This window comes from Mesorhizobium sp. M1B.F.Ca.ET.045.04.1.1, from assembly GCF_003952465.1.
GTDB classification, from domain to species: Bacteria; Pseudomonadota; Alphaproteobacteria; order Rhizobiales; family Rhizobiaceae; genus Mesorhizobium; species Mesorhizobium shonense.
The window spans coordinates 3,138,423-3,163,287 of sequence record NZ_CP034448.1 but is presented as its reverse complement, the minus strand read 5'-3'; the positions used below and the strand labels follow the sequence as shown (position 1 = coordinate 3,163,287).

Below are 24,865 nucleotides of genomic sequence, written 5' to 3'. Positions count from 1 at the left end.
GGAGTGGCGGTCAACCCTTGGTATTATCCTGAGCCACGCTGTTCGTCGGGATTGTGTCCATCGCGGCCAATTTGTCCGCACACAGATCTGCGGCGCCTGGGGCATCCTTCTTCAAGCCAGCCAATTTCACCCACCCGCCGTCGCTGATGAAGCTATCTCTCTGGTAGGAAGACGTTCCCTTCAGCTTGGCCAGGTTCGCACTTGCGTTGGATGCAGTGATGAACTTTTCGACGCAAAGATTGGCGACCAGTTCAGCCCTTGCCTTGATGGCGGAGGTCTTCGCCATTTCCGAAGCTGTTCCTGCCGTGGTCCAACCGCCGGCCGTGAAACCGACTATCATCGTCAGCACAGAAACGCCCACAACCGACCAAAACCAAAGTGTCTTTGAGGGCTGATATTCGTCGAAGCGTTGCGAAAGTGTCTGATTGTTTTCCATCGTTTCCTCTTTTCAGATTCGCTCATTGCGACAGGTTGATTTCCCCCGTGCCGACCGACAATGGCCGGAAATCGGTCGATCGACCGACATGATGAGGTCCTCTGCAGGGGCAACCCAGCTTAGGAGACGAGGCAGGGGGATGCTGGGTCCGATTGGCAGAATTTTCGGTCGGGAGCACGTCGGCGCAGATACTCGAACACTCGCACCCATCTCCCGTACTTCAGCGCCTGAGACGATGTGCTTGAGCACCCGGAAATTCTCCAAAATCGCGAATGCGGACAAACTTCACCTCGATGGTGCATATACCGAGCCCGATCGGAAACTATTCCAGACCAGCGCAGCTACGTGAGGTCGCGGTGGGCTCGCGCAGCTCAGTTGACTAGCTCTGCGGCTGGACCGGCAGGACAAGACCCGCATGCCTTTGACGCCGGGACCGTGGCTGGTTCACTTTCGGCGGCGCGGTTGGCTGGCGCAAATGGCAGGCTGACAAAGGCGGACGTCAGCAATTGGGAGATATTGTTGAAAAGTCTGTGACCGTAAGCTGGTCCGGCATTGCGAACTCACTGGCGAGATCGACGGCGCGGCCTTCGCGGGCTGATCGCTGGGCGGCGAGGCCCATGACGACGGCCCACCAGCCATCTTGCGGGGTAACCTCAACACTGCCTTGCCCGCGTACTGCGGCGACAAAGCGGACGTGCTCGAAATAGGTCGAGCCGTTGTGATCGCCTGCCTCGAGCAGCCGCGGGTCGACTGAAATCTCCAGCAGGCGTGGCCCTGATGGATTGCGCGGACTGACGATCACCTCCGGCACTGGCGCGGCCCCCAGATGCGGCGGCCAGAAGCGACCCGGTCCGGGCACCCGGCATTCGATCTTTCCGTTGCCGCCGACGGCGCAGAGTTCCTCCTGGTAACGACTACCCTCGGCGAACATGCACAACTCCAGCATGGCGCGCGCGCCGCTCGCGAAATCGACCAACACGTAGCCATGATCGAGAATATCCGGCATCTCGCCGCCATAGCGTTCATCGAGATGGTTCACGGCCTGTCCCGCGCTCGCCATAATGCGGACAGGGTCGGATTTGAGGATCAACCGCATCAAGTCGAAGAAGTGGCAGCACTTTTCGACGAAGGTGCCGCCGGTATTGCGGTTGAAACGGTTCCAGTCGCCGACCTTGGCCAGGAAGGGGAAACGGTGCTCGCGAATGCTCAGCATGCGAATGCCGCCGGTGGCGTCGCCGGCCTGCTCGACGAAGGCGGCGACGGGTGGCATGTAGCGGTATTCCATCGCCACCCACATCAGCGGAAGCCGCGCTTTCAGCGCCGCGATGCGCTCCGTGTCGGCGGCCTCTGTGAAGAGCGGCTTTTCCACCAGCACCGGCAGTGGCCGGCGAGCGGCGATCTCCTCCAACTGGCCGAGATGGCGATGGTTGGGGCTGGCGATCAGAACGCAGTCGACCCCGTTCGCGGCCAGTAAGTCGGCGATCGACGCCACCGGTCGTGCACCTGGCGCCAGGGCCAGCGACGCCGCCATCATGCCGGGGTCCGGCTCCAAGATGGCGGCCACATGCGCGTCAGCCAACAGCGCGATGTTGCGGATGTGCTCCTGGCCCATCATGCCGCAGCCGACAATGCCATAGCCGATCGATGATTTGGTCATGCGGCGCCTTCCTTCCAGCACTTATTTGAAACGAGCGACGTAACGCGCCGCCTCCGGATCGAACCAGCTGCGGGAATATTCCACGCTGTCTCCGTCCCCGGCCCAGGCTATGCGTTCGACGAACCCCACGATCTGGCCCGGTGGCAGCCTGAAATCGGCCGGCGCCCAGTCCGGAGCGGGCGCGACGCCGACACGATCCTCGGCGCGAACGATCGAAAAGCCGAGGGCCAGACGGTAGTGGAGATAGAGCGATTCCGACAGGTCCTCGCGCGCTAGCCGATCGGCGCGGCTGGCGTCGAGCCAAATCTCCTCGGCTGCGGCCGCTTGGCCATCGAGCCGCCGCAGCCGACGGATGCGGTGGGCATCGTGGGCGCTGCCGAACTGCGGCAGATCGGACGGCTTGGGTAGCCGGTCGACCGACAACACCTCGGCGGTCGGCAGTCCGCCACCGTCGACGCGCTCCAGCCGGAAAAAGGCATAGACCCCGAGCAGATCGCCGCGCGCTCGCACATAGTTGCCCGATCCCTGGACGCGGTCGAGCAAGCCCTTCTCGGTGAGGTCGGCCAGCGCGCGCCTCAGCGTGCCGACGGCGATGCCGAGGCTCGCGGCCATCTCGCGTTCCGACGGAAGTCGCGCCCCGTCGGCCAGCCGTCCGGCCGCGATTTCACGGATCAGCATTTCACTGATTTGCAGGTGTACAGGCAGGGGACCGCGCATCTGGCTGGATCGGTGGCCGGGCTCGGCCCGTGTCAGCTGCATGTCCACGTTCTCCCGCGGCATCAAAATTGATACAGTATTGATCTACATCAAATCGAATGCTACGCAAGCCCCATCCGCCGCCAACGCAACGAGCTGTTGAAGGACCGGCAATGACCGTCGTCCCCATAACCTCACCGGATCTGGATGCCGTTGAAGTCGCCTGGTTCGCCGCGCTCTGTTCGGATGACTATCGCTATCTCGGCGTGTCGGATGGCGCGCTGCGCTCGAGTTGGGCGCACTGCTCCGAGATCGTGAAGACCTCCGAGGAGCTCGGCTTCCGCAACATCCTATGTCCGTCATCCTATCAGGTCGGCCAGGATACGCTGAGCTTCGTCGCCGGCTGCGCGCCGATCACGTCGAGGATCAATCTGCTCGCGGCCGTGCGCTGCGGCGAGATGCAGCCGATCATGCTTGCACGCACCCTCGCGACGATCGACCACATGCTTGAAGGCCGGCTGACGGTGAACATCATCTCATCGGACTTTCCGGGCGAGACGGCCGACAGCGCCTACCGTTACCAGCGCTCGCGCGAGGTGGTGCAGATCCTGCGCCAGGCTTGGACCCAAGACACGATTGATTTCGAGGGCGAGGTCTATCGTTTCAAGGGCGTCCCGACGGCGCCGGCAAAGCCCTACCAGCAGAACGGAGGGCCGCTGCTCTATTTCGGCGGCTATTCGCCCGACGCGCTCGAGCTTTGCGCGGAACAGTGCGACGTCTACCTGATGTGGCCGGAGACAAAGGAGGAACTCGCCGGCCGCATGAAAGCCGTGCATGAGCGGGCAGCGCGTCTTGGGCGCACGCTCGATTACGGATTGCGGGTCCACGTGATCGTGCGCGACACCGAGGCCGAAGCCAAGGACTATGCCCGCGAGCTGGTTTCGAAGCTGAACGACGAGCAGGGCAGGGCGATCCGCGAGCGGGCGCTCGATGCCCGATCGCTTGGCGTATCGCACCAGGCCAAGGCGCGTGAGACCGCCGACGCGGAAGGCTATGTCGAGCCGCATCTGTGGACCGGCGTCGGGCGGGCGCGCTCGGGTTGCGGCGCTGCGCTGGTGGGCTCGGCCGATCAGGTCCTGTCGGAAATCGAGGCCTATATGAAGATGGGCATCCGCGCCTTCATCTTCTCAGGCTATCCGCATCTCGACGAGGCGCAGTATTTCGGCACCAAGGTGCTTCCTGAACTCAATACGTGCTCGTTGCCGCATGCCTACGGGCGGGTGCCGGACCGGGTTCCGGCAACACCATTGGGAAGAGGGGAGCGCCACTGATGGAGCATTTCGTGTGCGACCCGCGTCTGTTGCGCAACGCGTTCGGGCGCTTCGCCACCGGTGTCACGGTCGTCACCACCGGCACCGCCGGCGGCCCGGTTGCCATCACCGCTAACAGCTTTTCGTCCGTCTCGCTCGATCCGCCGCTGGTGCTCTGGTCGATCGGCCGCCACTCGCGCCGCTTCGACGCCTTCGCCAATGCCGCGCATTATGCCGTTCACGTGCTGGCGGACGATCAGATCGACCTCTGCTGGCGCTTTTCGAAGTCAGGGACCGATTTTGCCGGTCTTGAGTTGGCGTGGAACGGTCACGGCGTGCCGCTGCTGCCGCGAGCGCTGGCGCGGTTCGAATGCAGCGTGGCGGACCGCTTCCCGGCAGGCGACCACATGATCCTGCTTGGGCGCGTCCTCGAACTGGAGACTCAAGAAGGCTCGCCGCTGCTCTTTGCCGGCGGCAGGTCCCGGCCTCAAGGCGAAGGATGATGACGCTCGGCGCCGGCGAGCGCTGGTGCGGTCGACTGGCGCACCACCAGGCGGCAGGCGAGTTCGACGCGGCGCGGCGGCAGCGTCGAATGGGCCAAGTCGTCGAGCAACAGGCTGAGCGCCGCCGAGCCGATCTCGCGCATGGGAATGTGCATGGCCGTCAGCGGTGGGTTGCAGAAGGCCGCCTGCGGCAGGTCGTCCATGCCGACGACGGAGACATCGGCCGGCACCGAATATCCGGCTTCCTGGATGCCGGCGATGGCGCCGAAGGCCAGGCTGTCGCCCCCCGTCAGCACGGCGGTGAAGTCGAGGCCGCGATCCGCGATGCGGCCCGTGACGGCCTTGCTTGCAAGCTCCGGAAGCCAGTCCTCGACCTCGACCACGAGATCGTCGAAGCCGGCGATGCCGCCTGCCATCAGCGCGTCGCGCCAGCCTTCGTAACGGCGCTCGATGGTGCGCCGGCCGCGCCGCATCAGGAACAGAATGCGGCGGTGGCCGAGACCGATAAGGTGCTGCGCAGCGAGCATGGCGGCGGAGCGGTTGCAGGGCGTCACGCTCGAATGGCGCATCGAGGGATCGTCGCCGTTGACGAGCACGATCGGCTTGGAAAAGCCGGCCGTCAGCGTAAGCACGTCTGCATCATCCAGCGTCAGAAAGAGGCAGCCGGCGACGCGGTCATCGCGTTCGGATTCGCGCAGGAGAGCGATTTCGTCCTCCGGCGCCGCAACCGGCCGGGTCACCAGTTCGACGCCCAGCAGCCGGGCGCGTTCGTTGAGACCGTCGAGGACGTGATAGGTGAACTGGCTGCGGGCACTGTCGACCATGGCCACGCTGCTTGCAGCCAGGATGACCTTGCGGCCGGCAACGGAGGCCGGGATGGCGTAATTCATCGACTTCGCCGTCTCGATGATCGCGGCGCGAAGCTCGTCCTTGACGCCGCCCACGCCGCTCAGCGCGCGGGAGGCGGTGCTAACGGAGACGCCGCACCGCGCCGCGATCTCTTCCAGTCGAACACGGCGGCTGGGGCGGCCGCGCTTGCCCTGGATCGTCATGGGTTCCCTCGCCTCCGGCAAAAATCGTCCAAAAATTCTGCAAAAAATTTTCATATTGCGCAAGAAAAATCCCTGTGGAACAGTTCTTGCGAGGCGGAAGAAACAGGAGGAGTGATGCCGCTTTCGGCCGAACGCCTGAATTCCGCGCTTGCGAGTCTCGTGGCCGGCATGACCGGCCTGCGCCATGACGGGCGGTTCGATGAACCCAATCTCGACGGGACGCCGGGAGACTACGTCAGCTTCGACAGCTGGGAATGGCCGCAGGGCGTCGGACTCTATGGCCTGGTCCGGCTATGGGCGCAGACGGGCGAGGATCGCTTGCTGCAGACGATCGAGGCGTGGTTCGACCGGCGCATCGCGGCCGGACTGCCTGCAATCAACGTCAACACCACCGCGCCGTTACTGGCGCTGAGCGAATTGTGGCGGCGCCGGCGCCAGCCGCGCTTCGAGCCGGTCTTGCGCGAATGGGCCGAGCGGGTGGTCACGGCCATGCCGCGAACGCCCGAAGGCGGCTTCCAGCACAATGTTTCGGACCGCGTCAACGATGACGAATTGTGGGACGACACGCTGTTCATGGTGGCGCTGTTTCTTGCATCCTACGGACAGGCCGCCGGTCAGCGCCGCTTCGTCGAGGAGGCGGAACGGCAGTTCCTCGTCCATGCCCGCTATCTCGCCGATCCGGCATCGGGGCTGTGGTTCCACGGCTGGACGTTCGATGGCCGGCACAATTTCGCCCGCGCGCTCTGGGGCAGAGGCAATGCCTGGATCACGGTGGGCATCCTCGACCTGGTGGAGTTCGCCGAGATCACGCCCTCGGTGCGGAGCTACTTGCTCGGCATACTGGAGACGCAGATCAAGGCGCTGCTCGGGCTCCAGTCCGAGTCGGGGGCATGGCGCACCTTGCTCGACGATCCAGGCTCCTACGAAGAGATCTCCGCCACGGCCGGTTTCGGCTATGGGCTGCTGAAGGCCGCAAGGCTCGGAATCGGTCCGGCGCAATGCAGGGCCGCCGGTCTCCGCGCCCTGGAGGCGGTGGTCGCCAACATCGACGACAAAGGGGTTGTGGCGAATGTGTCCTACGGCACGCGCATGGGCCACGACCTGCAGTTCTACCGAGACATCCCGATCCATCCGACGGGCTACGGGCAGGCGCTGGCGATCCTGTGCCTGACCGAAGGGGCGCGGCATCTGCAGTCGAAAGTGGAAGCGGCATGATGCGAACGCTCTACGGCGCATCGCCAGCCGACATTGCCGGCATGGATACGGAGCGGCTGAGAGCCGAATTCCTGGTCGGCGGCCTATTCCGACCGGACGAGATCGAATTCGTCTACACCCATGTCGATCGCATGATCGTCGGCGGCGCGGTTCCGCTCGCCAAACCGCTGATGTTCGGCAGCGGGGCCGATGTTGGCACTCCCTTCTTCTTCACGGCGCGCGAGATGGGTATCGCCAATCTCGGCGGCAGTGGCACGGTCGCCGTGGACGGCATGCGCTTTGCCCTGGCCAACCGCGACGTCGCCTATATCGGACGTGGCGCGCGCGAGGTGGTGTTGGAGAGCGACGATCCGCAGAGGCCGGCGCGCTTCTACATGAACTCGGTGCCGGCCGGTGCCGACATTCCCCACCGTCTCATCTCCAGGAGCGAAGCCAAGCCGCTGGTGCTGGGCGAGGAAGCGCGCGCAAACAGGCGCACGCTGCGCATGTATATCCACCCCGAAGTGGCTCCATCATGCCTTTTGTTGATGGGCATCACCGATCTCGCGCCGGGCAGCGTGTGGAACACCGTGCCGCCGCATCTGCATGAGCGGCGCATGGAGGCCTACTGCTATTTCGACCTTGCTGCTGCCGATCAGGTCGTCCACCTGATGGGCCGGCCCGACAATACTCGCCATCTGATGGTCGCCGACGGCGATGTCGTCCTGTCGCCGGCCTGGTCGATCCATATGGGCGCCGGCACCGGCCCCTACGCCTTCGTCTGGGGCATGACCGGCGAAAACCAGGCCTACACCGATGTCGATCCGGTAGCCGTGAGGGATCTGAGATGAACGCGGCCGCCCAAAGCGTCGAACCCGGCTTTACATTGCGCAGGCCGCTTGCGGCGGGACAGCCGGTCGTCTACTGGCGGCTCGGGTCGATCGCCGAGCGGCGCTACGATGTGGCCGATCAGCCCATGAGGGGGAGATGGACCCCTTCTTCTTCCTGACCAAGCACAAGAATTTCATTCCGCATGAATATCCGTGCCGCACGCAATTCGCAGCGGAACGTCGCGGCAAGCGCCCTCAGGTCGGCTCCGAAGTCAGCGGCGGGCGCATCTGGCTACCCTTCGCCTCGCCGCGCATCGACCTGTCAGGCTTCTGGTTCCGGCCGACGGTGCTAGGGACCTGGGCCGAGACGACCATCGACGCTGCGTCGGCCGGCGAGGCGCTGGTGCGGCTGCGCACCTGCGGCGGCGCCATACTTTTCGCCAACGGCGAGGAGGCCGGCTGGATGGCGCCCTACGGCCGCAATCTTGAAAGCGCCGAGGACTTCAAGATCATACTAAAGACCGGTCGCAACGAAATCCGGATATGGTTCGACGATCTCGCCGAACGCGATGCCCGCTACTATTTCCAGCTCGACTTTCTGTCAGGTCCGACTGCTGCGGTCGCGCTGCCGATCGAGGTCGAGGGCGCGGTCGCCGATGCGATGGAGGCGGCGCTCGACGACATGCGTTTCGAGCATCCCGCCTATGACGGCGGCGAGGTGGCGCTGATCACCGGCGTGTCCCTGCCGCGCGACGCCGCGGTCGCGGTCGAGATCGAGGGCGATTTCATGTCGATCGAGGCGCCGGTGCGCTTCGACTTCGCCCTGCCCGCTGGCCAGAAGCGTCTGCCGATCGCCGACACCGAGCAGTTGCCCGCCGACTTTCGTCATTTCAAGGTAACGCTGACAGTCGGAGCCCACGCCGCATCGCGCGTCTTCGGCGTGGAAATCTGCCACGCGCGCCGCCAGGGCGCCGCGCCGAAAACGCTCGCCGCGCGCATTGACGAGGCGCTCAATGAAGTCGCCGATCGCGCTGAGGCCGACACGGTACGCGCGCTGGCGCGGCTGGCGATCGGGCAGGCGGGCGCCGAGATAGACGCCATGATCTCCGGTTCGCTGCCGGCGATCGAGGATTGTCACGATTGCGCCGATTTCATCCTGGTGCCGTTGCTGTGGTGCCGCAAGGCTTATGGCGAACGGCTGGAAGCAGACCTGCGCGCGCGTGTCGACAAGGCCATCCTCGGCTACCGCTATTGGATGGACGAGCCCGGCAATGACGTGCAGTGGTATTTCTCCGAGAACCACGCGCTGCTCTTTCACACCGCTGCCTATATTGCCGGCGCCCTTCTGCCGGAAGCGCGCTTCGTGCGCTCGGGCCGCCCTGGCCGCGAGCACTCCGCCGTCGGGGCCGCGCGGGTGCGGGCCTGGCTCGATCATTTCGAGGCATGGGAAATGGCCGAGTTCAATTCGGCGCCCTACTTCCCGATCGACCTCAAGGGCCTTTGCGCGCTCCACGCGCTGGCTCCGGACAGGGACATCGCGGAACGCGCCGGCAAAGCGGTCATTCGCCTGCTGGAAATCGTCGCCCGCTCGGCCCATCACGGCATCCTCACCGGCGCGCAGGGCCGCTCCTATGAGCACACGCTGCGCGCCGCGCGCTCGCTCGAGCTATCGGGCGTTTGCCGCATGGTCTGGGGCAAGGGCAATTACGGCATGCGCTTCCACGCATTGCCGCAGCTTGCACTCTGCCTGCGTGACCACGGCATGAGCGTTCCAGCCGAGCTGGCGGCGATTGCCTCCATCACCGATGATATTGCCTGGGAATGGACTTTCGCGCAGGGACAGGACCGCTTTGCGCGGCTCTATCACCACAAGACGCGTCACCATGCGATGGGCAGCGCGGCCGGGTATCGCTGGAACCAGTGGGGTTATCAGGAAACTGTGATCCACGCCCGGCTGGGCAGAAATCCGTATGCGCAGATCTGGATCAACCATCCGGGCGAAGTCCTGCAGTCGGGATATGGCAGGCCGTCCTACTGGGGCGGCTCCGGTACCTTGCCGCGGGTCCACCAATACCGCGACCTCGCCGTGGTCAGCTTCACCTGCTCGGATGAGCAACCTGACTTCACGCACGCCTGGTTTCCGGCGGCTGTGTTCGAGGCCGTGCGCGTGGATGGGCATCGGGCGTTCGCGCAATCGGGCGATGCTTTCGCCATGCTGAAAACCGATGTGCCCCTGACGCCGGTCAAGACCGGTCCGACGGCCGGCAACGAGTTGCGGGCAGCGAGCCGCAGGGCGACATGGATCGTTCGCCTCGGCGACCGGACCGCCGATCTGCAAACGCTCGATGCCTGGGCGGCCGCTTTCGCGGACCTGTCCGTGCGGTCGGGCTCCCAGGGCGAACTGATTGTCGAAGATCCGGAATACGGCACCGTGCGTTTCTTCGCCGACGCAAGGGTCGTGGCTGAGGGGCGGATGCTCGATCCGGCCAACTGGACCGTGCGCGGCGATGCGACACGCATGAAACGCCAGGAATAGGAGGAAATCGGCTGCGGCCCTCGAGAGGAGAGGGCGGGGCGGCTTGAACGGTCGGGGCGCGGCCCCGGACAAAGGAGGAGACAAAGCATGACCAAGACCCGCACTTTGCTGGCCGCGATATCGGTCAGCCTGCTCGCATCGACCAGCGCCTTTGCCGGCGATGTGCGCATCATGTGGTACTCGGACGGTGTCGAAGGCGATGTCATCCAGGACCTTCTTAACCGCTTCATGAAGGACAACCCGGACATCCACGTCACGCTCGACAACGTCGCCTACAAGGTGATCCAGGAACAGCTGCCCATCCAGCTCGAAGCCGGTCAGGGACCGGATATCGCCCGCGTCACCAACATCAAGGAGCTCGCCCAGCACTGGCTCGATCTCAGGCCGCTGGTGGCTGATCCGAAATACTGGGATGACAATTTCGGCGACACGCTGGACTGGATGCGACCCGACGGCTCCAAAGCCATTCCCGGTTTCATGACCCAGCTCACGCTCACCGGCGGCTTCGCCAACAAGACGCTGTTCGAACAGGCCGGCGTGGCGTTACCCGGCGACAGGGCAAGCTGGGACGACTGGATCGCAGCCGCCGCCGAGGTAGCGAAGAGCCAGCAGCTCCCCGCTGCCTTCGCGATCGACCGTTCCGGTCACCGCATTTCGGGTCCGAATGTCTCCTATGGGGCGAATTACATCGGATCCGATGGCATGGCGGCAAAAGTGGACGACGGTACCAAGGCTTTCGTGACCAAGCTGGTCGACTGGACTGCAAAGGGGCTGATGCTGAAGGACACCTGGGTGTCCGCGGCAGGCTCGACCTACCGTGCCGCCGCCGACGATTTCATCAACGCGCAGATCCCGTTCTACTATTCGGGAAGCTGGCAGGTTGCCAATCTCTCGACCAAGATCGGCGACAGTTTCGACTGGGTGGCGACCGGCTCGCCCTGCGGCACCGCTGGCTGCTCGGGCGTGAAAGGCGGCGCAGCGCTGGTCGCCATCAAATACACGAAGAATCCCAAGGATGTCGCCAAGGTCATGGATTATCTGGCCCGCGAAGATATCGTGAAGGAGTTCAGCGAGCGCACGCTGTTCCTGCCGGCGCACAAGGGCGTGATCGAGAAAGGCGGACTGAAGTGGGTTTCGACCGACAAGAATGTCGGTCCGGCGCTCGACAAGTTCGTCAAGGCCGCAAGTGAGACGCTGCCGGCGGCCGACGCGCTGCCGCCGTGGAAGTGGGCCAACGCCTACTATGCCGCGCTGGTGACCCGTGTCAGCCAGGTGATGGCCGGCGAGCTCACGCTCGACGAAGCCTGGGGCAAGATCGACCAGGACATCGCCGACAAGGTCGCAGAGGCCAAGTGAGCGCCGCCGCGCCGCTCAAGGCATGGACCGGCGCCGCTCTCGCCGCGCCGGTCGTCTGGCTTGCATCGATCGTCAACGTGCCGCTCAAGTCCTGGCAGCGGGCGACGGGTACCGGCGGCATGGCCGCCTTCTTCCTTGCCCCGAACATGGCGATCTTCGGCATCTTCGTGCTGGTGCCGCTCGTCATCAATTTCTTCTATTCGGCCACCTCCGGAACGGCCTACTTCCTGCAGGACCGCACCTATGTCGGGCTGGAGCAATATCAGCGCCTGCTCGACTGCGGCAGCTATCTGGACCCTGCCACGTGCCGCGAGGACCTTTTCTGGAAGGCCGCGCACAATACGGGTCTGTTCGTCGTCGTGCAGGTGGCGCTGATGACGATCGTGTCGATCGCAACCGCGCTGATCCTCAACCGAGAGATCGTGGGGCGCAGTTTCTGGCGCGCGGTGTTCTTCTTTCCGGTGCTGCTGTCGCCCGTTGTCACCGGCCTGATCTGGCGCTGGATCCTGCAACGCCAGGGGCTGCTGAACCTGATCGTCCACGACATGGGAGGCGAGCCGTACAACTGGCTGACCGATCGTTTCTGGGCCTTCACCGCCGCCGTCAGCGTTTCGGTCTGGGCCCATATGGGCTTCTATACACTCATACTGCTTGCCGGCCTGCAGGCGATCCCGCGCGACCTTTACGAAGCAGCCGAGATGGACGGCACCAAACCGGCGCGGGTATTCTGGCGCATCACGCTGCCGCTTCTGATGCCGAACCTGCTTGTCGTCATCGTGCTGGCGCTGATCCGCGCAGTGCAAATCTTCGACGAGGTCTATGTGCTGACGGGAGGAGGGCCGGGCACCTCCACCCTCTATCTCACGCAATACATCTATGAGATCGGCTTCGCCTCGCTGCTGCGCAATCCGGGGTTGGCTTCGGCGGCTTCCATCCTGATGGGGCTGGTACTGGTTGTGCTTACCCTGCTTCAGCTGCAGGCCGGGCGCCGCGGCGAGCGGAAGGGAGCGCGCGAATGAGCGGCGTCGCGACATTCCTGACCCGCCGGCGCGGGGGGAGGGGCTGGCATTGGACGGACATCGTGAGCTGGCTGTGGCTCACCGGCGGCCTGGTGATCATGTTCGGCCCGGCCGTCTGGCTGGTGGGCTCGTCGTTCAAGACGCCAGCACAGCTTGCCGAGTTCCCGCCGACCATCCTGCCCTATGTCAGCCAGCAGGTGACGGTAGAAGGTCACGACAAGCCGCTCACCCTCTATAGGGTGACGCTGCCGGACGGCTCGACCAAGTTGCTGGCCGAGCTGCGCCGCATCGGCACCGTGGCGCAGATGGTGGACCCGAAGGCGCCGAACGATATCGTGAAAGTTAACATCGCCAGCCGTGAACCGGTGCGCGAAATCGGCTTCGCGACGGAGAACTACACCGAACCCTTCGTCCATTTCGACTTCCTGCGCTATCTTCGCAATTCGGTTTTCGTGACGGCAATGGCGACGCTAATCACGCTGCTCACCAATTCGATGGCCGCCTTTGCCCTGTCGAAATACAGGTTTCGCGGCCGCGATCTCACAATGCTGTTGATCGTCGGTACGCTGATGGTGCCGCTGTCGGTCATCCTGGTGCCGCTCTATTCGGTGGTGAGCGCTGTCGGCCTGCTCGATTCGCTGTGGGGCGTGATCCTGCCGACGGTGGCGACGCCGACCGGCGTGTTTCTGTTGCGCCAATATATGCTGACCATCCCGGACGAGCTGCTGGACGCGGCGCGCATGGACAATGCGTCCGAGTGGCAGATCTACTGGCGTATCGTGCTGCCTCTTGCCGCGCCGGCTCTCGCGGTGCTCGCGATCTTTTCGGTCGTCTGGCGCTGGAACGATTTCCTTTGGCCGCTGGTGGTCCTGTCGCGCAAGGAACTCTACACGCTCCAGGTCGGGCTCAACACCTATGCCGGCCAACTCAACGTGCAGTGGCATTACATCCTGGCGATGACCGTTGTGACGATGATCCCCGTCGTTCTCGTCTTCGTCTTCCTGCAGCGCTACATCACGTCCGGCATTGCCGGTTCCGGGCTGAAATGAGGGTCCCATGGGACGGATAACGCTGACCGACATCGATCGCGCTTACGGAAAGATGAAGATCCTGCACGACATCAATCTCGACGTCGGCAACGGCGAGATGCTGGTGCTCGTCGGTCCGTCGGGTTGCGGCAAGTCCACGCTGCTGCGCCTGATCGCCGGGCTCGATCGGCCGACTGGCGGCAGGATCGAGATCGACGGCGCCGATGTCACCGAGGTTTCGGCCGCGCGGCGCGGACTGGCGATGGTCTTCCAGTCCTATGCGCTCTATCCGCATATGAGCGTGCGGCAGAACCTTGCCTTCGGGCTCGAAAACATCCGCATGCCGAAAGCCGAGATCGACGCGCGCATCATTGAAGCGGCGCGCATGCTGGACATTGCGCCTTATCTCGATCGCCGGCCCGGTCAACTGTCGGGCGGGCAGAAGCAGCGCGTAGCGATTGGCCGTGCGGTGGTGCGCAATCCGACCGCTTTTCTGCTCGATGAACCGCTGTCCAACCTCGACGCCGAACTTCGCATCTCGACGCGCGCCGAATTGGCTGCGCTGCACAAACGGCTGGCAACCACGATGATCTATGTGACTCATGACCAGGTCGAGGCGATGACGCTGGCGGACCGCATCGTGGTGATGCGGTCAGGGCGGATCGAGCAGGTCGGCCGGCCGCTGGACCTCTACAACGCACCGGCAAACCTGTTCGTCGCCGGCTTCATCGGCGCTCCGCGCATGAACCTTTTGCCGGTCAAGGTGCGTTCCGCCAGCGGCACGCAGGTGCACGTCGAAGGTCCGGGCGGGCTTTCGGCCGCGATTGCGGCCGACGGGGCTGCGCTGAAGCCCGGAGATGAGGTCACACTTGGCATACGGCCGCATGACATCGAGCTCTCGGACGCCAGTAAGGGGTCGGTCGAAGCACGGGTGACGCTGGCCGAAGCGCTCGGACCGGAAACCGTTGTCCACGCCACCATCGCCGGCGACAACAGACTGGTCGCGGTGCTCAAGCGCCAGGAAGTTCAAACGCAAGGTCAGCCGATCAATCTCGTTCTGCCGCCGGAGCGGATGCATCTCTTCGATTCTGCCGGGCTACGGGTCGCTTCGCGCCGAGCAGCTCCCGCTAAAGCGTGTCACGACGAAAGGGATTTAGGCGACGCGCTTTAAATCTTTGTATTGATGCTGTCGTTCACCCAAAATTGCTGCGCACTTCTGGGCCGACCCGAATCTCTCGCAGCGAGATTTGGCGGAGAGGGTCGGCTTGTCTCAGAATGCTTGCTGGCGGCGGCTCCAGCGCCTCCACTCGCTTGGCCTGATCCGCGGGTCGAACAGCAATAGCGATCTCCACGCGCTGGGGTTCGACCTGACCGTCTTCGTCATGATCCGCACTCGTCATCATTCCAAGAAAAGGAGTGAGGCTTTCCGCGCCCATGTCGAGCGGTTGCCGGAGGTGATCGATTTCTATCGGATCGGCAGAGATTGGGACTACCTGATCAAGGTCGTGACGCAAGGCATGTCCGGCTACGATGCCTTCTACCAGAAACTGATCACGAACTTCGACCTTGCAGCGGTCACAGGCTTCTTTTCCATGGAGGCGATCTACGCCCGGTCGACCTGATGAACCTGCGATAACTCGGCGCCCGCATTTGGACCTCTCGCTGACCATCGGGCAAACCCTAGGCCAGCGCCAAGATTGGACGACGTCGTTGGCATTACCTGCTCGGTAAACGCCTCCGGCCGTGATGCCCTGGAGTTCTGACGAAGTTTCGCTCAGGTCCGCACTCGCAGCGCCCGTTCCAGCCGGTCGGCAATCTGCGTGACGACATAGGCAATCACCATGTAGATCACGACGGCAATTACGAAGGCTTCGAGGTAGTAGTAGTTCAGCGCCGCGGTCAACTGCGACTGGGCGAAGATATCGACAACCTCGATGGCGAACCCGAGGGAAAGCGCCTTCATGATGACCATCATCGAGGTCGTCAGGTCTGGAATTGCCGTGAGAGCCACCTGGGGGAATAGAATCCGCCGGAACAGTTGGCCGCTTGTATAGCCTAGCGAATGGGCGGCGTCCGACTGACCGGTATCGAAGGCGTTCAGAGCTCCCTTGATGATCTCCGATTGGAACGCGGCGACACAGCCGGTAATCGCCACGACCAGGATGACCCAGTTGGGAGTATTGTGTGCGTTGAAATCAATCCCGAGCAGCGAGAACAGGAACTGGAATGCCGGCGGCAGACCGAAATAGGCAAGGAAAATCACGATGACCATCGGGACGCCTTTGAAGACGATCTTGTAGGCCATAATGAGTTCTCGCAGCAGGGGGACCCGTCTGTATTCGATGAGCGCGAAAATGCTGCCGACTATCGTCGACAAGACGAAAATCAAGACCGCCATTCCAACGGTAACGGGCACGGCGCCCAGAATTTCTTGCGTGTCCTGGACTAAGATATCGGTATCAAACATGGTTAATACCCTTGGGTCAGACGCTTGCGATAGCAGCGTTTTTGATCGGAGCGGTGGTCGTCACCTCCAATGCTTGCATCGGCGAGCGAAGCTCGAAGAAGCGCACAATGAGCCAAGCGATCAGGCACATCAGCGAATAGATGACCGCCAGCACCAGGTACGTTTCGAACTGGTACTGATTGTAGTCGCGCTCCATGATCAAATGCGCGGTCGCCATCACGTCCGCCGCCCCGATATACATGACCAGCGCAACGTTGTGGATCAGGTAGATGATGGAATTTCCATAGCCCGGCAATGCAAAGTGCACCGCCTGTGGACCTACGACGCGAGCGATCTTCTGGCGAAAGGTGTATCCCAGACTGTCTGCCGCATCGTGCTGGCCGCGATCGACGGCCAGGTATGCCGGCCGCATGACTTCCGACAGATATCCCCCGTGGTAAAAGCTTAGTCCCACCATTGCAGCGACCGTCGGCGAGAAAAAATCTGCAGACCCGAACAGGGCCACCAATAGGGGAAGCCCGTAGAACGCGATGAACAACTGGAGGACGACTGGAACACTTCGGGCATAGGACACGTAGAGATCGGTCAGGTGACTGATCACCGGCATCCTGCGAACCCGAAGTGTTGTCGCCACGAGAGCCAGGCAAAAGCCGACTAACATGGCCGTGAACGTGATGGCGAGCGTCAGCGGCAACGCCGAGAGCAACTCGGGGATCATAGCAGAAACATCCACCTTGAAACGCTCCTTCTTGCAATTCAGTCTTGCCGCTGACTAACAAATATGGTCGCAGGCGATCGGCTTATTTCATGTACTGGACGATGCCCTCGCCGAACCATTTCTGCGAGAGCTTTTCGATCGTGCCGTCGTCTTTCAACTCCTTGAGGACCTTGTTCACATCGTCAGCCAAAACTTTGTTTTCATCCGACCTGTGAATGAGCATGTAGGTGTTGTTGCTGAAGACCGGCTCGGACGGCACGATATCGAGCTTCTTTTCCTCGATGACGGTCTGTTCGCCCAAATTCGAAGGCAGGACAAGCGCGTCGAACTTGCCGTTCTGAACTTCGTCCAAACGGTTCGGGTAGGGGATGCCCGCGCTCGATGCCGTCACGTCAAGCTTGTATTGCGGGTTCTCTTTCTGCCAGTTCATGATGAATTTGTAGGTTCCGCCGCCGGCCGTGGTCGGAACGATCCTCTTGCCGACCAGGTCTTTCATTTCATTAATGCCGCTGCCTTTTTTGCTGTAGATCTTCATCAGGCTGGCCCCCATCGGGTTTTCCGGGATGAGGAACTGCTTGGCGCGCTCAGGCGACTTGTAGTAGCCGCCGACCGCGATGTCGTACTTGCCTGTGGCGAGGCCGGTTTCCTGCGCGATATCCGAGACGCCTTCCATCTCGAACTTGTACTGCGGCAGCTTGGCATTGATCGCCCTCAGCAGATCAGGTTCATAGCCTTGCGGTTCGACGCCGATCGCGCCCCACGCCAGCGGCTTGGATTCCGCCGACGTGGCGATCTTGATCGTCCGGACCGTCTCGCCATGACTGATCCCTGCGGTTGCAAGGGCGATTGCGATGCCGCCGGCAACAGCCAGGGCAGCACGACGGGAAAGACTGGATGTGATTGCAGACATTTCTTAGGTTCCCTTCTTGTTGAGCTATTGAAAAGCGAGTTCTGACTGCAGGAATTGAGCAAGTCGCGGGCTGGATGGCGCGTCGAAGATCTCAGCCGGGCTGCCGTCGGCGGCAACCACGCCACGATCCATGAAGACGATCCGGTTCGAGATGTTCTTTGCGAATTGCATCTCGTGGGTCACAAGCAGCGAAGTGATCCCTGACGACGTGACATCCTTGATCACCTTCAGAACTTCGCCGACGAGTTCAGGATCCAGCGATGACGTCGGCTCATCGAAGAGCATCACGTCGGGCCGAACCGCCAGCGCACGCGCGATGCCGGTGCGCTGGAGCTGGCCGCCCGACAGCTGGGAAGGATAGCTGTCCCGCTTCGCCGAGAGACCGACCCGGTCAAGCTCTCGCAGCGCGATTTCACGCGCCTCGTCCGCGGATTTGCGCTGCACGACGACAAGCGGATCCATCACGTTCTGGAGGACCGTCATGTTCTTGAAGACATTGAATTGCTGAAAGACCATCGCCGTTCGAAGCCGGATCGCCTGGACAGCGGTCTTGTCGGCGCGCTGGTAGTCCATCCGGATCTGGTCGAATGCGATGGTTCCTGACGACGGCTTGGCCAGGTAGTTAATGCATTTCAGCAGCGTGGTCTTGCCGGTTCCGCTCGGGCCGATGATCGACACCACGTCACCTCGATTAACAGAGAGATTGACGCCGTTGAGGACCTGCGTGCTTCCGTAAGACAGCTTTATGTTTTTGAGTTCAAGCATTTCTGGTTGGCCCTTCAAAGTGTGAGACGGACTGGCTTGACTACACGCGACGTGATCACCCGCTCTCCGCGTGGCCCAGAACGTGCATCAGCCGGTTTGCCCAGCCGAAGATCGATATGGCGTGGATCAGATCGATGATCTCGGCGTCATCCATGCCGACGGATCGCAGCGAGGCGATATCGTCTGCCGTCGCTTCCGACGGCGCCGCCGACAGACGGCGGGCAAAGCTGTAGATTGCCGCATCGCGCGGCCCAAGCTTTTCGGGTTTGTCGAGGTACAGCGCGGTGACCACCTCATCGCTCTTGGTCAGCTCCGCATGCCGGCGGGCGTGAACGACGGCACAGAATTTGCAGCCGTTGACGATCGAGGCGCCCAACGCGCCAAGTTCGCGATCGGGGCGGGCAAGCCCGCCTTCGACATACATGATCGCGTTGAACAGGATCGTGCGGGCAAGATAGCTTTCGGGATCGTGCGCCAGGGTGCGCACATATTCCGAAACTTTCTTGGCAGAGGGCGTGACCTTCATCGCTTCGAGCTGTTCCGGCGTGGCCTCGGAGAGTTCGACCGGTGCGATATAGGGATGCCAATTCAGAGGCTTCAGGCGAACCGAGGAAATCATGCCGACCTCATCAATCGCAAGCCGGTCGCGACCCGCGCCTGGAAGTTTACGAAGGCGATCAGTTCGGAGAGCGCGACGATCTGAGGATTGTTTAACCCCGCCTGCGCCAGCAGCACGATGTGGCTCGCCTCTGCTTTTTTCGGCGTCAGCGTGATCAGGTCGACATGCTTGGCGATTGTCACCAATGGCTCCTCAAGATCCGTTTCGCCCCGCGCCAAGCTCAGAAGCTGCTCCGTCGGACCAAGCTGAGCCAGTTGCACATCATATTCGGCCATCAGTACGGGATCAGCATTGAGGGCGGCCATCCGACGGGCCAGAGCAACTCGCAAATTCGCGGCCAGCCCTTGGTCGTTTGCCGGTTGCAGGACGGAGAGGCGACATTCCTCCGCGCCTTGCACGAATTCGGGTCGAAACCGCCGCGTAGCGAAAAGGGCATCTTCCGGCGAAAGACCGGCGGCCTTGTCCATTGCGTCGATCACTGGACGGCCTCCTTCTGCAGCAGAGGTGTTGAATCGACCCATTCGTCACCGAAAAGTTCGGGGGTGTCGTAGGCGATCAGATTGGCGAAGTGGGTTTCGACATCTTCGGCAAAGAGCGATGCGGTAATGCCGCGGACCAGACGCTCGGCACCGGCACTGACGGCCGGAATATCGCCGGAGACCTTGCCGTGGGTCAGCATGGCAGCATCGTTGAAGCAGTGGATATGCGCCAGCATCGGGCAGGAGCCCGGGATGCGTTCGCGAAACTCGAAAGCGGGACCGAGATCGGGGGCCTCCGACATGCCGGCACGCGGCGGCCCCATATCGGGTGAATATCGACCATCCGACCAGGTGCGGATATGGGGGGCGAGCGCCGCAAACTCAGGGCGGTCGCTGAAGTCGTTTGAGAAGCCGGTCGCCGCGATCAGGAAGTCGTAGCGCATTGGCCCTTGTGTGGTTTTAACCAGAAGGCCTTCTGCATCTTGCTTTACCGCGACTATGCCGCAGTCGAGAAAGAACCGAGCGTTGGGATGGCGAGACACGCGGAGCGTCGATGAGCGCGGCGGCGGCGTCTGGGTCGAGGCGGTGTAGTCGAAGAATTTCCACTTCCAAGCATCGGGGAGGTGATAGATGCCGTGTACAACTCCCTGGCTGCCGATGCCGGTCAGCTTGTTGATGCGTGGCATTTCCTTGCGGCGGATCAACATGTCGACCGAGCCGGCGCCCGCCTCGAGCGCCGTTGCGGCATTGTCCATGGAAGAGGCGCCGGCGCCGATGACCGCCACTCGCTTGCCTTTCAGCGCATCGAAATCGATGTCGTCGGCAGAATGGGCCCAATAGGTGCGATCGATGCCCTTGAGGAAATCGGGCACGGCAAAACCGCCGAGGCCGGACCGACCCGTGGCCAGAACGAGATGGCGGGTGAGAACCCGGCCTGTTTCCGCGCCTTCGACATCGATCGCAATTAGATCATCGACGGGCGCGACACCGGTCATGCGCACGCTGTTTCGCACCGGCAGAGCAAGAACTTTGCGATACCAGACCAGGTAGTCCATCCACTGGCTCCTGGGGATTTTGTCCAGAGAGTACCACGCCGCAACGCCCCACTGTGCCGTAAACCAGGCGCGGAAGGTCAACTGGGGTAGGCCAAGCGAGGGGCCGTTCAGGGTCTTCGGCGAGCGCAGCGTTTGCATGCGGGCAAACGTCACCCATGGTCCTTCGAGCCCGGCCGGAGCCGCATCATAGGCAACAACATTGGTTATCCCGGTCAGCACAAGCTTTGCCGTGGCGGCAAGTCCGCACATGCCGGCGCCAATGACAACGACGTCGCGGACCGGCACGCCGTCATGCATTTGCCTGGGGACCCAGGGCTTGGCAGGGAGCTCGAGAAACTCGAGATCCTGGGCAAGCTGAGCTTCCAGTGCAGCAAGGCCTGCTGGGGTGGGAGTATGCTTCATATTCCGGTTCCGTGATTTGTACCCGACGCAGGATCGGTCACCAATTGTCCGGCCAGGGCTGGATCGAGTTTCCTGAAGCCGGCAATCGACCGTTCAGCCACCGCTTCGACCGCATCGATCAACGCCTGTGCAACTGGACGAAGGGGGCGGTTTGCTGCAGCCACGACGCCCCAATAAAAGAGAACGGTCACATCGATGGGCCGAATGACGACGCCGGGCAGGGGCACGCCATAGGCGGTGAGGGGATCGATGACTGCCGCGACCCCAGTCTTGCGCACGATCTGCAAGGCGCCGTAGGCAGTATTGGTCCGGATCACTGGGCCAGTGTCGATGCCCCGGGCCGCCAGCGCTTTGGCGACATGCAACTGAAAACGCAGCGGATTGAGCAGCGTGGCGACTCGGCGGCCGGCAAAACCCGAAAGCGGAACGACATCAAGCCTGGCCAGCGGGTCGTCCTCCCGCACGGCGGCAACATCAGGCGCCGAATAGAGCCGCAGGACATCCAGGCCGGGTGTGTCGAGCGGCAGGCTCGAAAACCCCACCTCGGCGCGTCCGCTGCGCACCTCCTGGGCGACGATCGAGGGAAGAAACTGCCCGAGATGCGTCTCGTGCGGAAGCTCGACACCCTGGAGCTCAGCCAGGGCCGTGGGGATCAATCCGGTGCCGATCGCAGAGGTTGTTACAATCTGCAGGATGCGCCCCCTGCCGGCGGCGATCATCTTGGCCCGCGCTGCGAGCTCAGTGAAGGACATCAGCAGGCGCCGCGCTTCCTCCTCGAAGGCGACCCCTTCTTCAGACAACTGCACGCGTCGACCGATCCGGTGCAGCAATTCGAAGCCAAGCTCGGCCTCGAGGTCTTGAATGGTGCGTGTAACCGCAGGCTGGGAACGCCCGAGCATGTCAGCCGCCTTGGTGATGCTGCCGCTGGCAGCAACCGCAAGGAAGGTCTGAAGGTCTCGGGTTTCCATGCTCTCCATACATGCGTAATCCGAATGATTGACATCGTCTCATTCGTTTTTGATATATGTCAAGGGGAAACTAATGTTCGCTGCGGCTTTGTGCATTTTGCCGGCTCATAGCTGATCGGGACGGGCCAATGACGGTTGTCGCGGCTCCAACTTGCGGAACCCACCTAATGAAAAATTGAAGCTGACCGACAGCAAAGGCGAACCATAAAGCCTGCAACAGGAGGAATATTATGCGCGTGAGTATTCTGGGCGCCGGAGCAATCGCTTATGGCCTTGCCGCCTATCTGGCGAATTCGGGACATTCGCCATCACTTTGGTCACCGTCGGGACAGCGCACCAAAGCCTTGGCTGCTGGGGATTTGTTGAAAGCGACGGGGGATATAGAGGCGACGGTTCCGGTACGCATTGCCAGGGACTGCAAGGATGCCGTCGCCAACGCGGACGTGGTGGTGATTGCGCTCCCGGCCTACGGCCACAAGATGGTGATGGATGCGGCCATCCCCCATCTGACTGATGGAATACCGGTCATCATCAGTTCGCATTGTTCGTTCGCGGCGCTTTATCTCTCCAGGCGATTGGCTGAACGCAAGGTCTCGTTGCCGATCGTCGTTTGGGGCACAACGCTATTGACTGGCCGCCAGCTCGGGCCGACCGAAGTCCATGTCACCACCATTCGCCAGAAGCTTGACGTTGCGACGCTGCCCTTCAAAGCCCAGGATGAAGGATACGAACTTTGCACAACCTTGTTCGATGATCGTTTCGTCAAGCGCGACGGGATGCTTGCGATCGCGCTCAGCAACCTCAATCCGCAAAATCATCTGGGAATTGCGCTTCTTAATCTGACGCGCATGGAAAAGGCCGAGCAATGGAGCCAGGGGGGAAACGTCACCCCTGCCGTCGGCCGCCTTATCGAGGCCCTGGATGCCGAACGGCTTGCCATCGCCAGCCATTTTGGCATCGCAGTTCGGACCGTCAAAGAGCATTTTTCGTTGTCGTTCCATGTTCCGATGGGAACCGTTTCGGAGATGAATCAGGAGATGGACCGCCAAGGCCGCGGTGGCTTTGGACCGACAACCATCGAAAGCCGCTATATTCTCGAGGACGTCCCGTTCGGGCTGCTGCCGACCGCATTGTTGGGTAAGATCACCGGGAACCCGGCCATACTCCACGAGTCCGGAATTTCGATCTTGTCGGCTGCTTACGGTCGCGATCTCAAGGCAGGCAACGATATTCTTCCTGCTCTTGGAATCGAGGGAATGTCAGACGTAGACCTCGCGAACCTTTCGCGCGAGGGATTCTAGCTAGGCACAGGGGATTGCGGGGCCAAGTCAGGCCCGGCGCGTGGCCAAACGCAAACGCGTCGCCATAGGGGAGGGGCGGCGTCGAGTTGCCACTGGCTAGTTACCGGAAATTCAACGAGCAGTCCTGGGATGTGAGGGCCAACTCAACGATGTCGCGAGCAAAACATTAAGATAGCTCGCGTGTGCCCTGAATATCACTCGTATATTAGGCCAATTTATCTGAAATAATCTGAGCACTTTCAGTCGGGCCTCCTGCCAAGTTGATTCGGTGCAAACATCCGACCAATCTTGGTTCCTGCGCTGGCGTGAGGCGTTTCAAACATTTGCCCACGGAGAGCGCATGCTCGTCGGACGCCTATCACATCTGGTCCTGCGATTATATCTGACGCCGACCGCGCTGGGAACAAGACCGCGCTGGGAACAAGGTTACCGCTTGCCAGGAGGAGTGCGGAGCAACATTGGCGTGGTGAAAACGTTGGGGCTTTGCGCTTGATACCCTGCCCGGTGAGCAGCAGAAGCATTATTCCGGCGATCGGTCGAAGACTGTTCGCCGCTTTTCCAGATTGGCGAGATGTCTGGCTTTCTTACCATGTATTTCACGTTCCCGGGCATGCCGACGCCTCTACCAGTCCTTTCTTTGTTTCTGAAATGAAAGGTCAGCTTCGTGGGACACTGCCTCGCAACGTCGCATTTTTCAAAGAAATGGCGTTGCAAATGCAACGCCATGATCCTTAACGCCGCGGAGAAAGGCAGAAGCGCCGATAAAGCCTGCCGCAACGCGGAACCCTGCTAGCCGCGTTGTGACTTTCGTTTCGCCTTCGGCGCCGGGCTAGCAGCAGTCTTGCGTCCAAGCCCGCTTGACTTGGCCAAGATCGATCTTTGGGCAGCGTAGTTCGGCGCGACCATCGGGTAATCTTGCGGGAGGTTCCATTTCTCACGGTATTCTTGGGGTGTCATACCGTAATGCACGCCGAGATGGCGCTTCAGCGATTTGAACTTCTTTCCGTCTTCCAGACAAATGATGAACTCGGGCGTCACTGACCTCTTGGGATTGACTGCCGGCTCCTGTTTCGGCCCGGGGGCCACGCGAACCTTGCCGATTCCGGACAGCGAGGAATGGATAGAGGCAATTAGTTCGGCGAGCCCGGCGACGGGGAGGGCGTTCTTGCTCACATAGGCCGAGACGATATCCGCCGTCAGGCCGACGAGATCAAGGTTTTGAGCCTCGCTTTGTTCGTTCAAGGTATTCACTCCTGGAGTTGAAATCTAAAGCCAGCCCCCCCGCACCCGGCTATGTACTTCAAGTTTGATGGCGCACCAATCCTATTGTTGCAAAACTTTTGTCGGCCTCAGACAAATGGCTGAAAGCACCGGTTTGCGGAAACCAACAATCCCGCACCGAGCAATTTCCTTTCCTGAATATCTTCAAAAGGAAGGAAGTCAAATGCTGGCCGCTGCGCAAGCAGTGCAACCGCGGGATGCCGGGCGATGCGGCGGTCCTGCTGACGCCCGAATTGAACGGCGAAGTTAGCGATATGGTGGCATCGCCCCTCTGATTGGCGAC

At 62.0% G+C, this 24,865-nt stretch carries 23 protein-coding genes and 2 pseudogenes; 12 read left to right on the top strand and 13 right to left on the bottom strand.

The annotated features are described in order from the left end of the window. Positions 1-10: 10 nt before the first annotated feature. The 3 genes from EJ071_RS15315 to EJ071_RS15305 all read right to left on the bottom strand — a co-directional run bounded on the left by EJ071_RS15315 (position 11) and on the right by EJ071_RS15305 (position 2,852). Positions 11-436: a hypothetical protein gene (locus EJ071_RS15315; protein WP_126098598.1), complete on the bottom strand. Its 426-nt coding sequence runs from the start codon at positions 434-436 to the stop codon at positions 11-13. A gap of 499 nt (positions 437-935) precedes the next feature. Beyond that, entirely contained in the window at positions 936-2,093 is a 1,158-nt protein-coding gene (locus tag EJ071_RS15310; RefSeq protein WP_126098597.1) for a Gfo/Idh/MocA family oxidoreductase, read from the bottom strand. 21 nt (positions 2,094-2,114) lie between these two features. Further along, positions 2,115-2,852 carry a GntR family transcriptional regulator gene (locus EJ071_RS15305; protein WP_245460335.1) on the bottom strand — a complete coding sequence of 246 codons (738 nt, stop codon included), beginning with the start codon at positions 2,850-2,852 and terminating at the stop codon, positions 2,115-2,117. Positions 2,853-2,962: 110 nt separating this feature from the next. Between EJ071_RS15305 and EJ071_RS15300 the strand changes: the two genes are divergently transcribed. Then, positions 2,963-4,120: an LLM class flavin-dependent oxidoreductase gene (locus EJ071_RS15300; RefSeq protein ID WP_126098596.1), complete on the top strand. Its 1,158-nt coding sequence runs from the start codon at positions 2,963-2,965 to the stop codon at positions 4,118-4,120. After that, a complete protein-coding gene (locus EJ071_RS15295; RefSeq protein ID WP_126098595.1) occupies positions 4,120-4,602 on the top strand; it encodes a flavin reductase family protein in 483 nt (160 codons plus the stop codon). The genes EJ071_RS15300 and EJ071_RS15295 overlap by 1 nt, the downstream gene beginning before the upstream one ends. On the opposite strand, the gene EJ071_RS15290 is transcribed toward EJ071_RS15295, so the two are convergent. Beyond that, the gene (locus EJ071_RS15290; RefSeq protein ID WP_126098594.1) at positions 4,587-5,654 is read right to left on the bottom strand and encodes a LacI family DNA-binding transcriptional regulator; all 1,068 of its coding nucleotides are present in this window, start codon (positions 5,652-5,654) and stop codon (positions 4,587-4,589) included. The two genes, EJ071_RS15295 and EJ071_RS15290, sit on opposite strands and share 16 nt — an antisense overlap. A 114-nt stretch (positions 5,655-5,768) precedes the next feature. Between EJ071_RS15290 and EJ071_RS15285 the strand changes: the two genes are divergently transcribed. From EJ071_RS15285 to EJ071_RS15250, 8 genes and pseudogenes are all read left to right on the top strand, one after another. Then, positions 5,769-6,869: a glycoside hydrolase family 88 protein gene (locus EJ071_RS15285; RefSeq protein WP_126098593.1), complete on the top strand. Its 1,101-nt coding sequence runs from the start codon at positions 5,769-5,771 to the stop codon at positions 6,867-6,869. Next, positions 6,866-7,699 (top strand): 5-dehydro-4-deoxy-D-glucuronate isomerase, encoded by an 834-nt coding sequence (kduI, locus tag EJ071_RS15280; protein WP_126098592.1) that lies wholly within the window; start codon positions 6,866-6,868, stop codon positions 7,697-7,699. Before EJ071_RS15285 ends, kduI begins: the two co-directional genes overlap by 4 nt. Beyond that, positions 7,696-10,214 (top strand): annotated as a pseudogene (locus EJ071_RS15275) (hypothetical protein). Before kduI ends, EJ071_RS15275 begins: the two are co-directional and overlap by 4 nt. Before the next feature lie 87 nt (positions 10,215-10,301). Then, positions 10,302-11,570, top strand: a complete 1,269-nt coding sequence (locus EJ071_RS15270) for an ABC transporter substrate-binding protein (protein ID WP_126098591.1) — start codon at positions 10,302-10,304, stop codon at positions 11,568-11,570. Between the two features lie 68 nt (positions 11,571-11,638). Further along, complete coding sequence (locus tag EJ071_RS15265; protein WP_245460334.1) at positions 11,639-12,589, top strand: sugar ABC transporter permease; 951 nt, start codon at positions 11,639-11,641, stop codon at positions 12,587-12,589. Further along, positions 12,586-13,638, top strand: a complete 1,053-nt coding sequence (locus EJ071_RS15260; RefSeq protein ID WP_126098590.1) for a carbohydrate ABC transporter permease — start codon at positions 12,586-12,588, stop codon at positions 13,636-13,638. Before EJ071_RS15265 ends, EJ071_RS15260 begins: the two co-directional genes overlap by 4 nt. A 7-nt stretch (positions 13,639-13,645) precedes the next feature. Further along, positions 13,646-14,788: an ABC transporter ATP-binding protein gene (locus EJ071_RS15255; protein WP_126098589.1), complete on the top strand. Its 1,143-nt coding sequence runs from the start codon at positions 13,646-13,648 to the stop codon at positions 14,786-14,788. A 31-nt stretch (positions 14,789-14,819) separates the two neighbouring features. Beyond that, a pseudogene (locus EJ071_RS15250) lies at positions 14,820-15,253 on the top strand (Lrp/AsnC family transcriptional regulator). Positions 15,254-15,391: 138 nt separating this feature from the next. On the opposite strand, the gene EJ071_RS15245 reads toward EJ071_RS15250, so the two are convergent. The 8 genes from EJ071_RS15245 to EJ071_RS15210 all read right to left on the bottom strand — a co-directional run bounded on the left by EJ071_RS15245 (position 15,392) and on the right by EJ071_RS15210 (position 22,000). Then, complete coding sequence (locus tag EJ071_RS15245) at positions 15,392-16,084, bottom strand: amino acid ABC transporter permease (RefSeq protein WP_126098587.1); 693 nt, start codon at positions 16,082-16,084, stop codon at positions 15,392-15,394. A gap of 16 nt (positions 16,085-16,100) precedes the next feature. After that, positions 16,101-16,817, bottom strand: a complete 717-nt coding sequence (locus tag EJ071_RS15240) for an amino acid ABC transporter permease (RefSeq protein ID WP_126098586.1) — start codon at positions 16,815-16,817, stop codon at positions 16,101-16,103. Between the two features lie 67 nt (positions 16,818-16,884). Next, complete coding sequence (locus tag EJ071_RS15235; protein ID WP_126098585.1) at positions 16,885-17,712, bottom strand: transporter substrate-binding domain-containing protein; 828 nt, start codon at positions 17,710-17,712, stop codon at positions 16,885-16,887. A 24-nt stretch (positions 17,713-17,736) separates the two neighbouring features. After that, positions 17,737-18,477: an amino acid ABC transporter ATP-binding protein gene (locus tag EJ071_RS15230; protein ID WP_126098584.1), complete on the bottom strand. Its 741-nt coding sequence runs from the start codon at positions 18,475-18,477 to the stop codon at positions 17,737-17,739. Between the two features lie 55 nt (positions 18,478-18,532). Next, on the bottom strand, positions 18,533-19,096 hold the full coding sequence (locus tag EJ071_RS15225; RefSeq protein WP_126098583.1) for a peroxidase-related enzyme: 564 nt from the start codon (positions 19,094-19,096) through the stop codon (positions 18,533-18,535). Then, the gene (locus EJ071_RS15220) at positions 19,093-19,575 is read right to left on the bottom strand and encodes a hypothetical protein (RefSeq protein ID WP_126098582.1); all 483 of its coding nucleotides are present in this window, start codon (positions 19,573-19,575) and stop codon (positions 19,093-19,095) included. The genes EJ071_RS15225 and EJ071_RS15220 overlap by 4 nt, the downstream gene beginning before the upstream one ends. Further along, a complete protein-coding gene (locus EJ071_RS15215; RefSeq protein ID WP_126098581.1) occupies positions 19,572-21,032 on the bottom strand; it encodes an NAD(P)/FAD-dependent oxidoreductase in 1,461 nt (486 codons plus the stop codon). Before EJ071_RS15215 ends, EJ071_RS15220 begins: the two co-directional genes overlap by 4 nt. After that, positions 21,029-22,000 carry a LysR family transcriptional regulator gene (locus EJ071_RS15210; RefSeq protein WP_126098580.1) on the bottom strand — a complete coding sequence of 324 codons (972 nt, stop codon included), beginning with the start codon at positions 21,998-22,000 and terminating at the stop codon, positions 21,029-21,031. Before EJ071_RS15210 ends, EJ071_RS15215 begins: the two co-directional genes overlap by 4 nt. 230 nt (positions 22,001-22,230) lie before the next feature. Here EJ071_RS15210 and EJ071_RS15205 point away from each other — a divergent pair, with 230 nt between their 5' ends. Next, a complete protein-coding gene (locus tag EJ071_RS15205) occupies positions 22,231-23,301 on the top strand; it encodes an NAD/NADP octopine/nopaline dehydrogenase family protein (protein ID WP_126098579.1) in 1,071 nt (356 codons plus the stop codon). A gap of 789 nt (positions 23,302-24,090) precedes the next feature. Here the strand turns inward: EJ071_RS15205 and EJ071_RS15200 are convergent. Next, positions 24,091-24,543 carry a MucR family transcriptional regulator gene (locus EJ071_RS15200; protein ID WP_126098578.1) on the bottom strand — a complete coding sequence of 151 codons (453 nt, stop codon included), beginning with the start codon at positions 24,541-24,543 and terminating at the stop codon, positions 24,091-24,093. A 98-nt stretch (positions 24,544-24,641) separates the two neighbouring features. On the opposite strand from EJ071_RS15200, the gene EJ071_RS15195 reads away from it, so the two are divergent. Further along, positions 24,642-24,857 carry a hypothetical protein gene (locus tag EJ071_RS15195; protein ID WP_126098577.1) on the top strand — a complete coding sequence of 72 codons (216 nt, stop codon included), beginning with the start codon at positions 24,642-24,644 and terminating at the stop codon, positions 24,855-24,857. Positions 24,858-24,865 lie beyond the last annotated feature (8 nt).

What these genes read in the sequence shown, in the direction of transcription:
- EJ071_RS15315 (WP_126098598.1), bottom strand. Translation starts at nt 436, where the DNA reads ATGGAAAACAATCAGACACTTTCGCAACGCTTCGACGAATATCAGCCC.
- EJ071_RS15310 (WP_126098597.1), bottom strand. Translation starts at nt 2,093, where the DNA reads ATGACCAAATCATCGATCGGCTATGGCATTGTCGGCTGCGGCATGATG.
- EJ071_RS15305 (WP_245460335.1), bottom strand. Translation starts at nt 2,852, where the DNA reads ATGCAGCTGACACGGGCCGAGCCCGGCCACCGATCCAGCCAGATGCGC.
- EJ071_RS15300 (WP_126098596.1), top strand. Translation starts at nt 2,963, where the DNA reads ATGACCGTCGTCCCCATAACCTCACCGGATCTGGATGCCGTTGAAGTC.
- EJ071_RS15295 (WP_126098595.1), top strand. Translation starts at nt 4,120, where the DNA reads ATGGAGCATTTCGTGTGCGACCCGCGTCTGTTGCGCAACGCGTTCGGG.
- EJ071_RS15290 (WP_126098594.1), bottom strand. Translation starts at nt 5,654, where the DNA reads ATGACGATCCAGGGCAAGCGCGGCCGCCCCAGCCGCCGTGTTCGACTG.
- EJ071_RS15285 (WP_126098593.1), top strand. Translation starts at nt 5,769, where the DNA reads ATGCCGCTTTCGGCCGAACGCCTGAATTCCGCGCTTGCGAGTCTCGTG.
- kduI (WP_126098592.1), top strand. Translation starts at nt 6,866, where the DNA reads ATGATGCGAACGCTCTACGGCGCATCGCCAGCCGACATTGCCGGCATG.
- EJ071_RS15270 (WP_126098591.1), top strand. Translation starts at nt 10,302, where the DNA reads ATGACCAAGACCCGCACTTTGCTGGCCGCGATATCGGTCAGCCTGCTC.
- EJ071_RS15260 (WP_126098590.1), top strand. Translation starts at nt 12,586, where the DNA reads ATGAGCGGCGTCGCGACATTCCTGACCCGCCGGCGCGGGGGGAGGGGC.
- EJ071_RS15255 (WP_126098589.1), top strand. Translation starts at nt 13,646, where the DNA reads ATGGGACGGATAACGCTGACCGACATCGATCGCGCTTACGGAAAGATG.
- EJ071_RS15245 (WP_126098587.1), bottom strand. Translation starts at nt 16,084, where the DNA reads ATGTTTGATACCGATATCTTAGTCCAGGACACGCAAGAAATTCTGGGC.
- EJ071_RS15235 (WP_126098585.1), bottom strand. Translation starts at nt 17,712, where the DNA reads ATGTCTGCAATCACATCCAGTCTTTCCCGTCGTGCTGCCCTGGCTGTT.
- EJ071_RS15230 (WP_126098584.1), bottom strand. Translation starts at nt 18,477, where the DNA reads ATGCTTGAACTCAAAAACATAAAGCTGTCTTACGGAAGCACGCAGGTC.
- EJ071_RS15225 (WP_126098583.1), bottom strand. Translation starts at nt 19,096, where the DNA reads ATGATTTCCTCGGTTCGCCTGAAGCCTCTGAATTGGCATCCCTATATC.
- EJ071_RS15215 (WP_126098581.1), bottom strand. Translation starts at nt 21,032, where the DNA reads ATGAAGCATACTCCCACCCCAGCAGGCCTTGCTGCACTGGAAGCTCAG.
- EJ071_RS15210 (WP_126098580.1), bottom strand. Translation starts at nt 22,000, where the DNA reads ATGGAAACCCGAGACCTTCAGACCTTCCTTGCGGTTGCTGCCAGCGGC.
- EJ071_RS15205 (WP_126098579.1), top strand. Translation starts at nt 22,231, where the DNA reads ATGCGCGTGAGTATTCTGGGCGCCGGAGCAATCGCTTATGGCCTTGCC.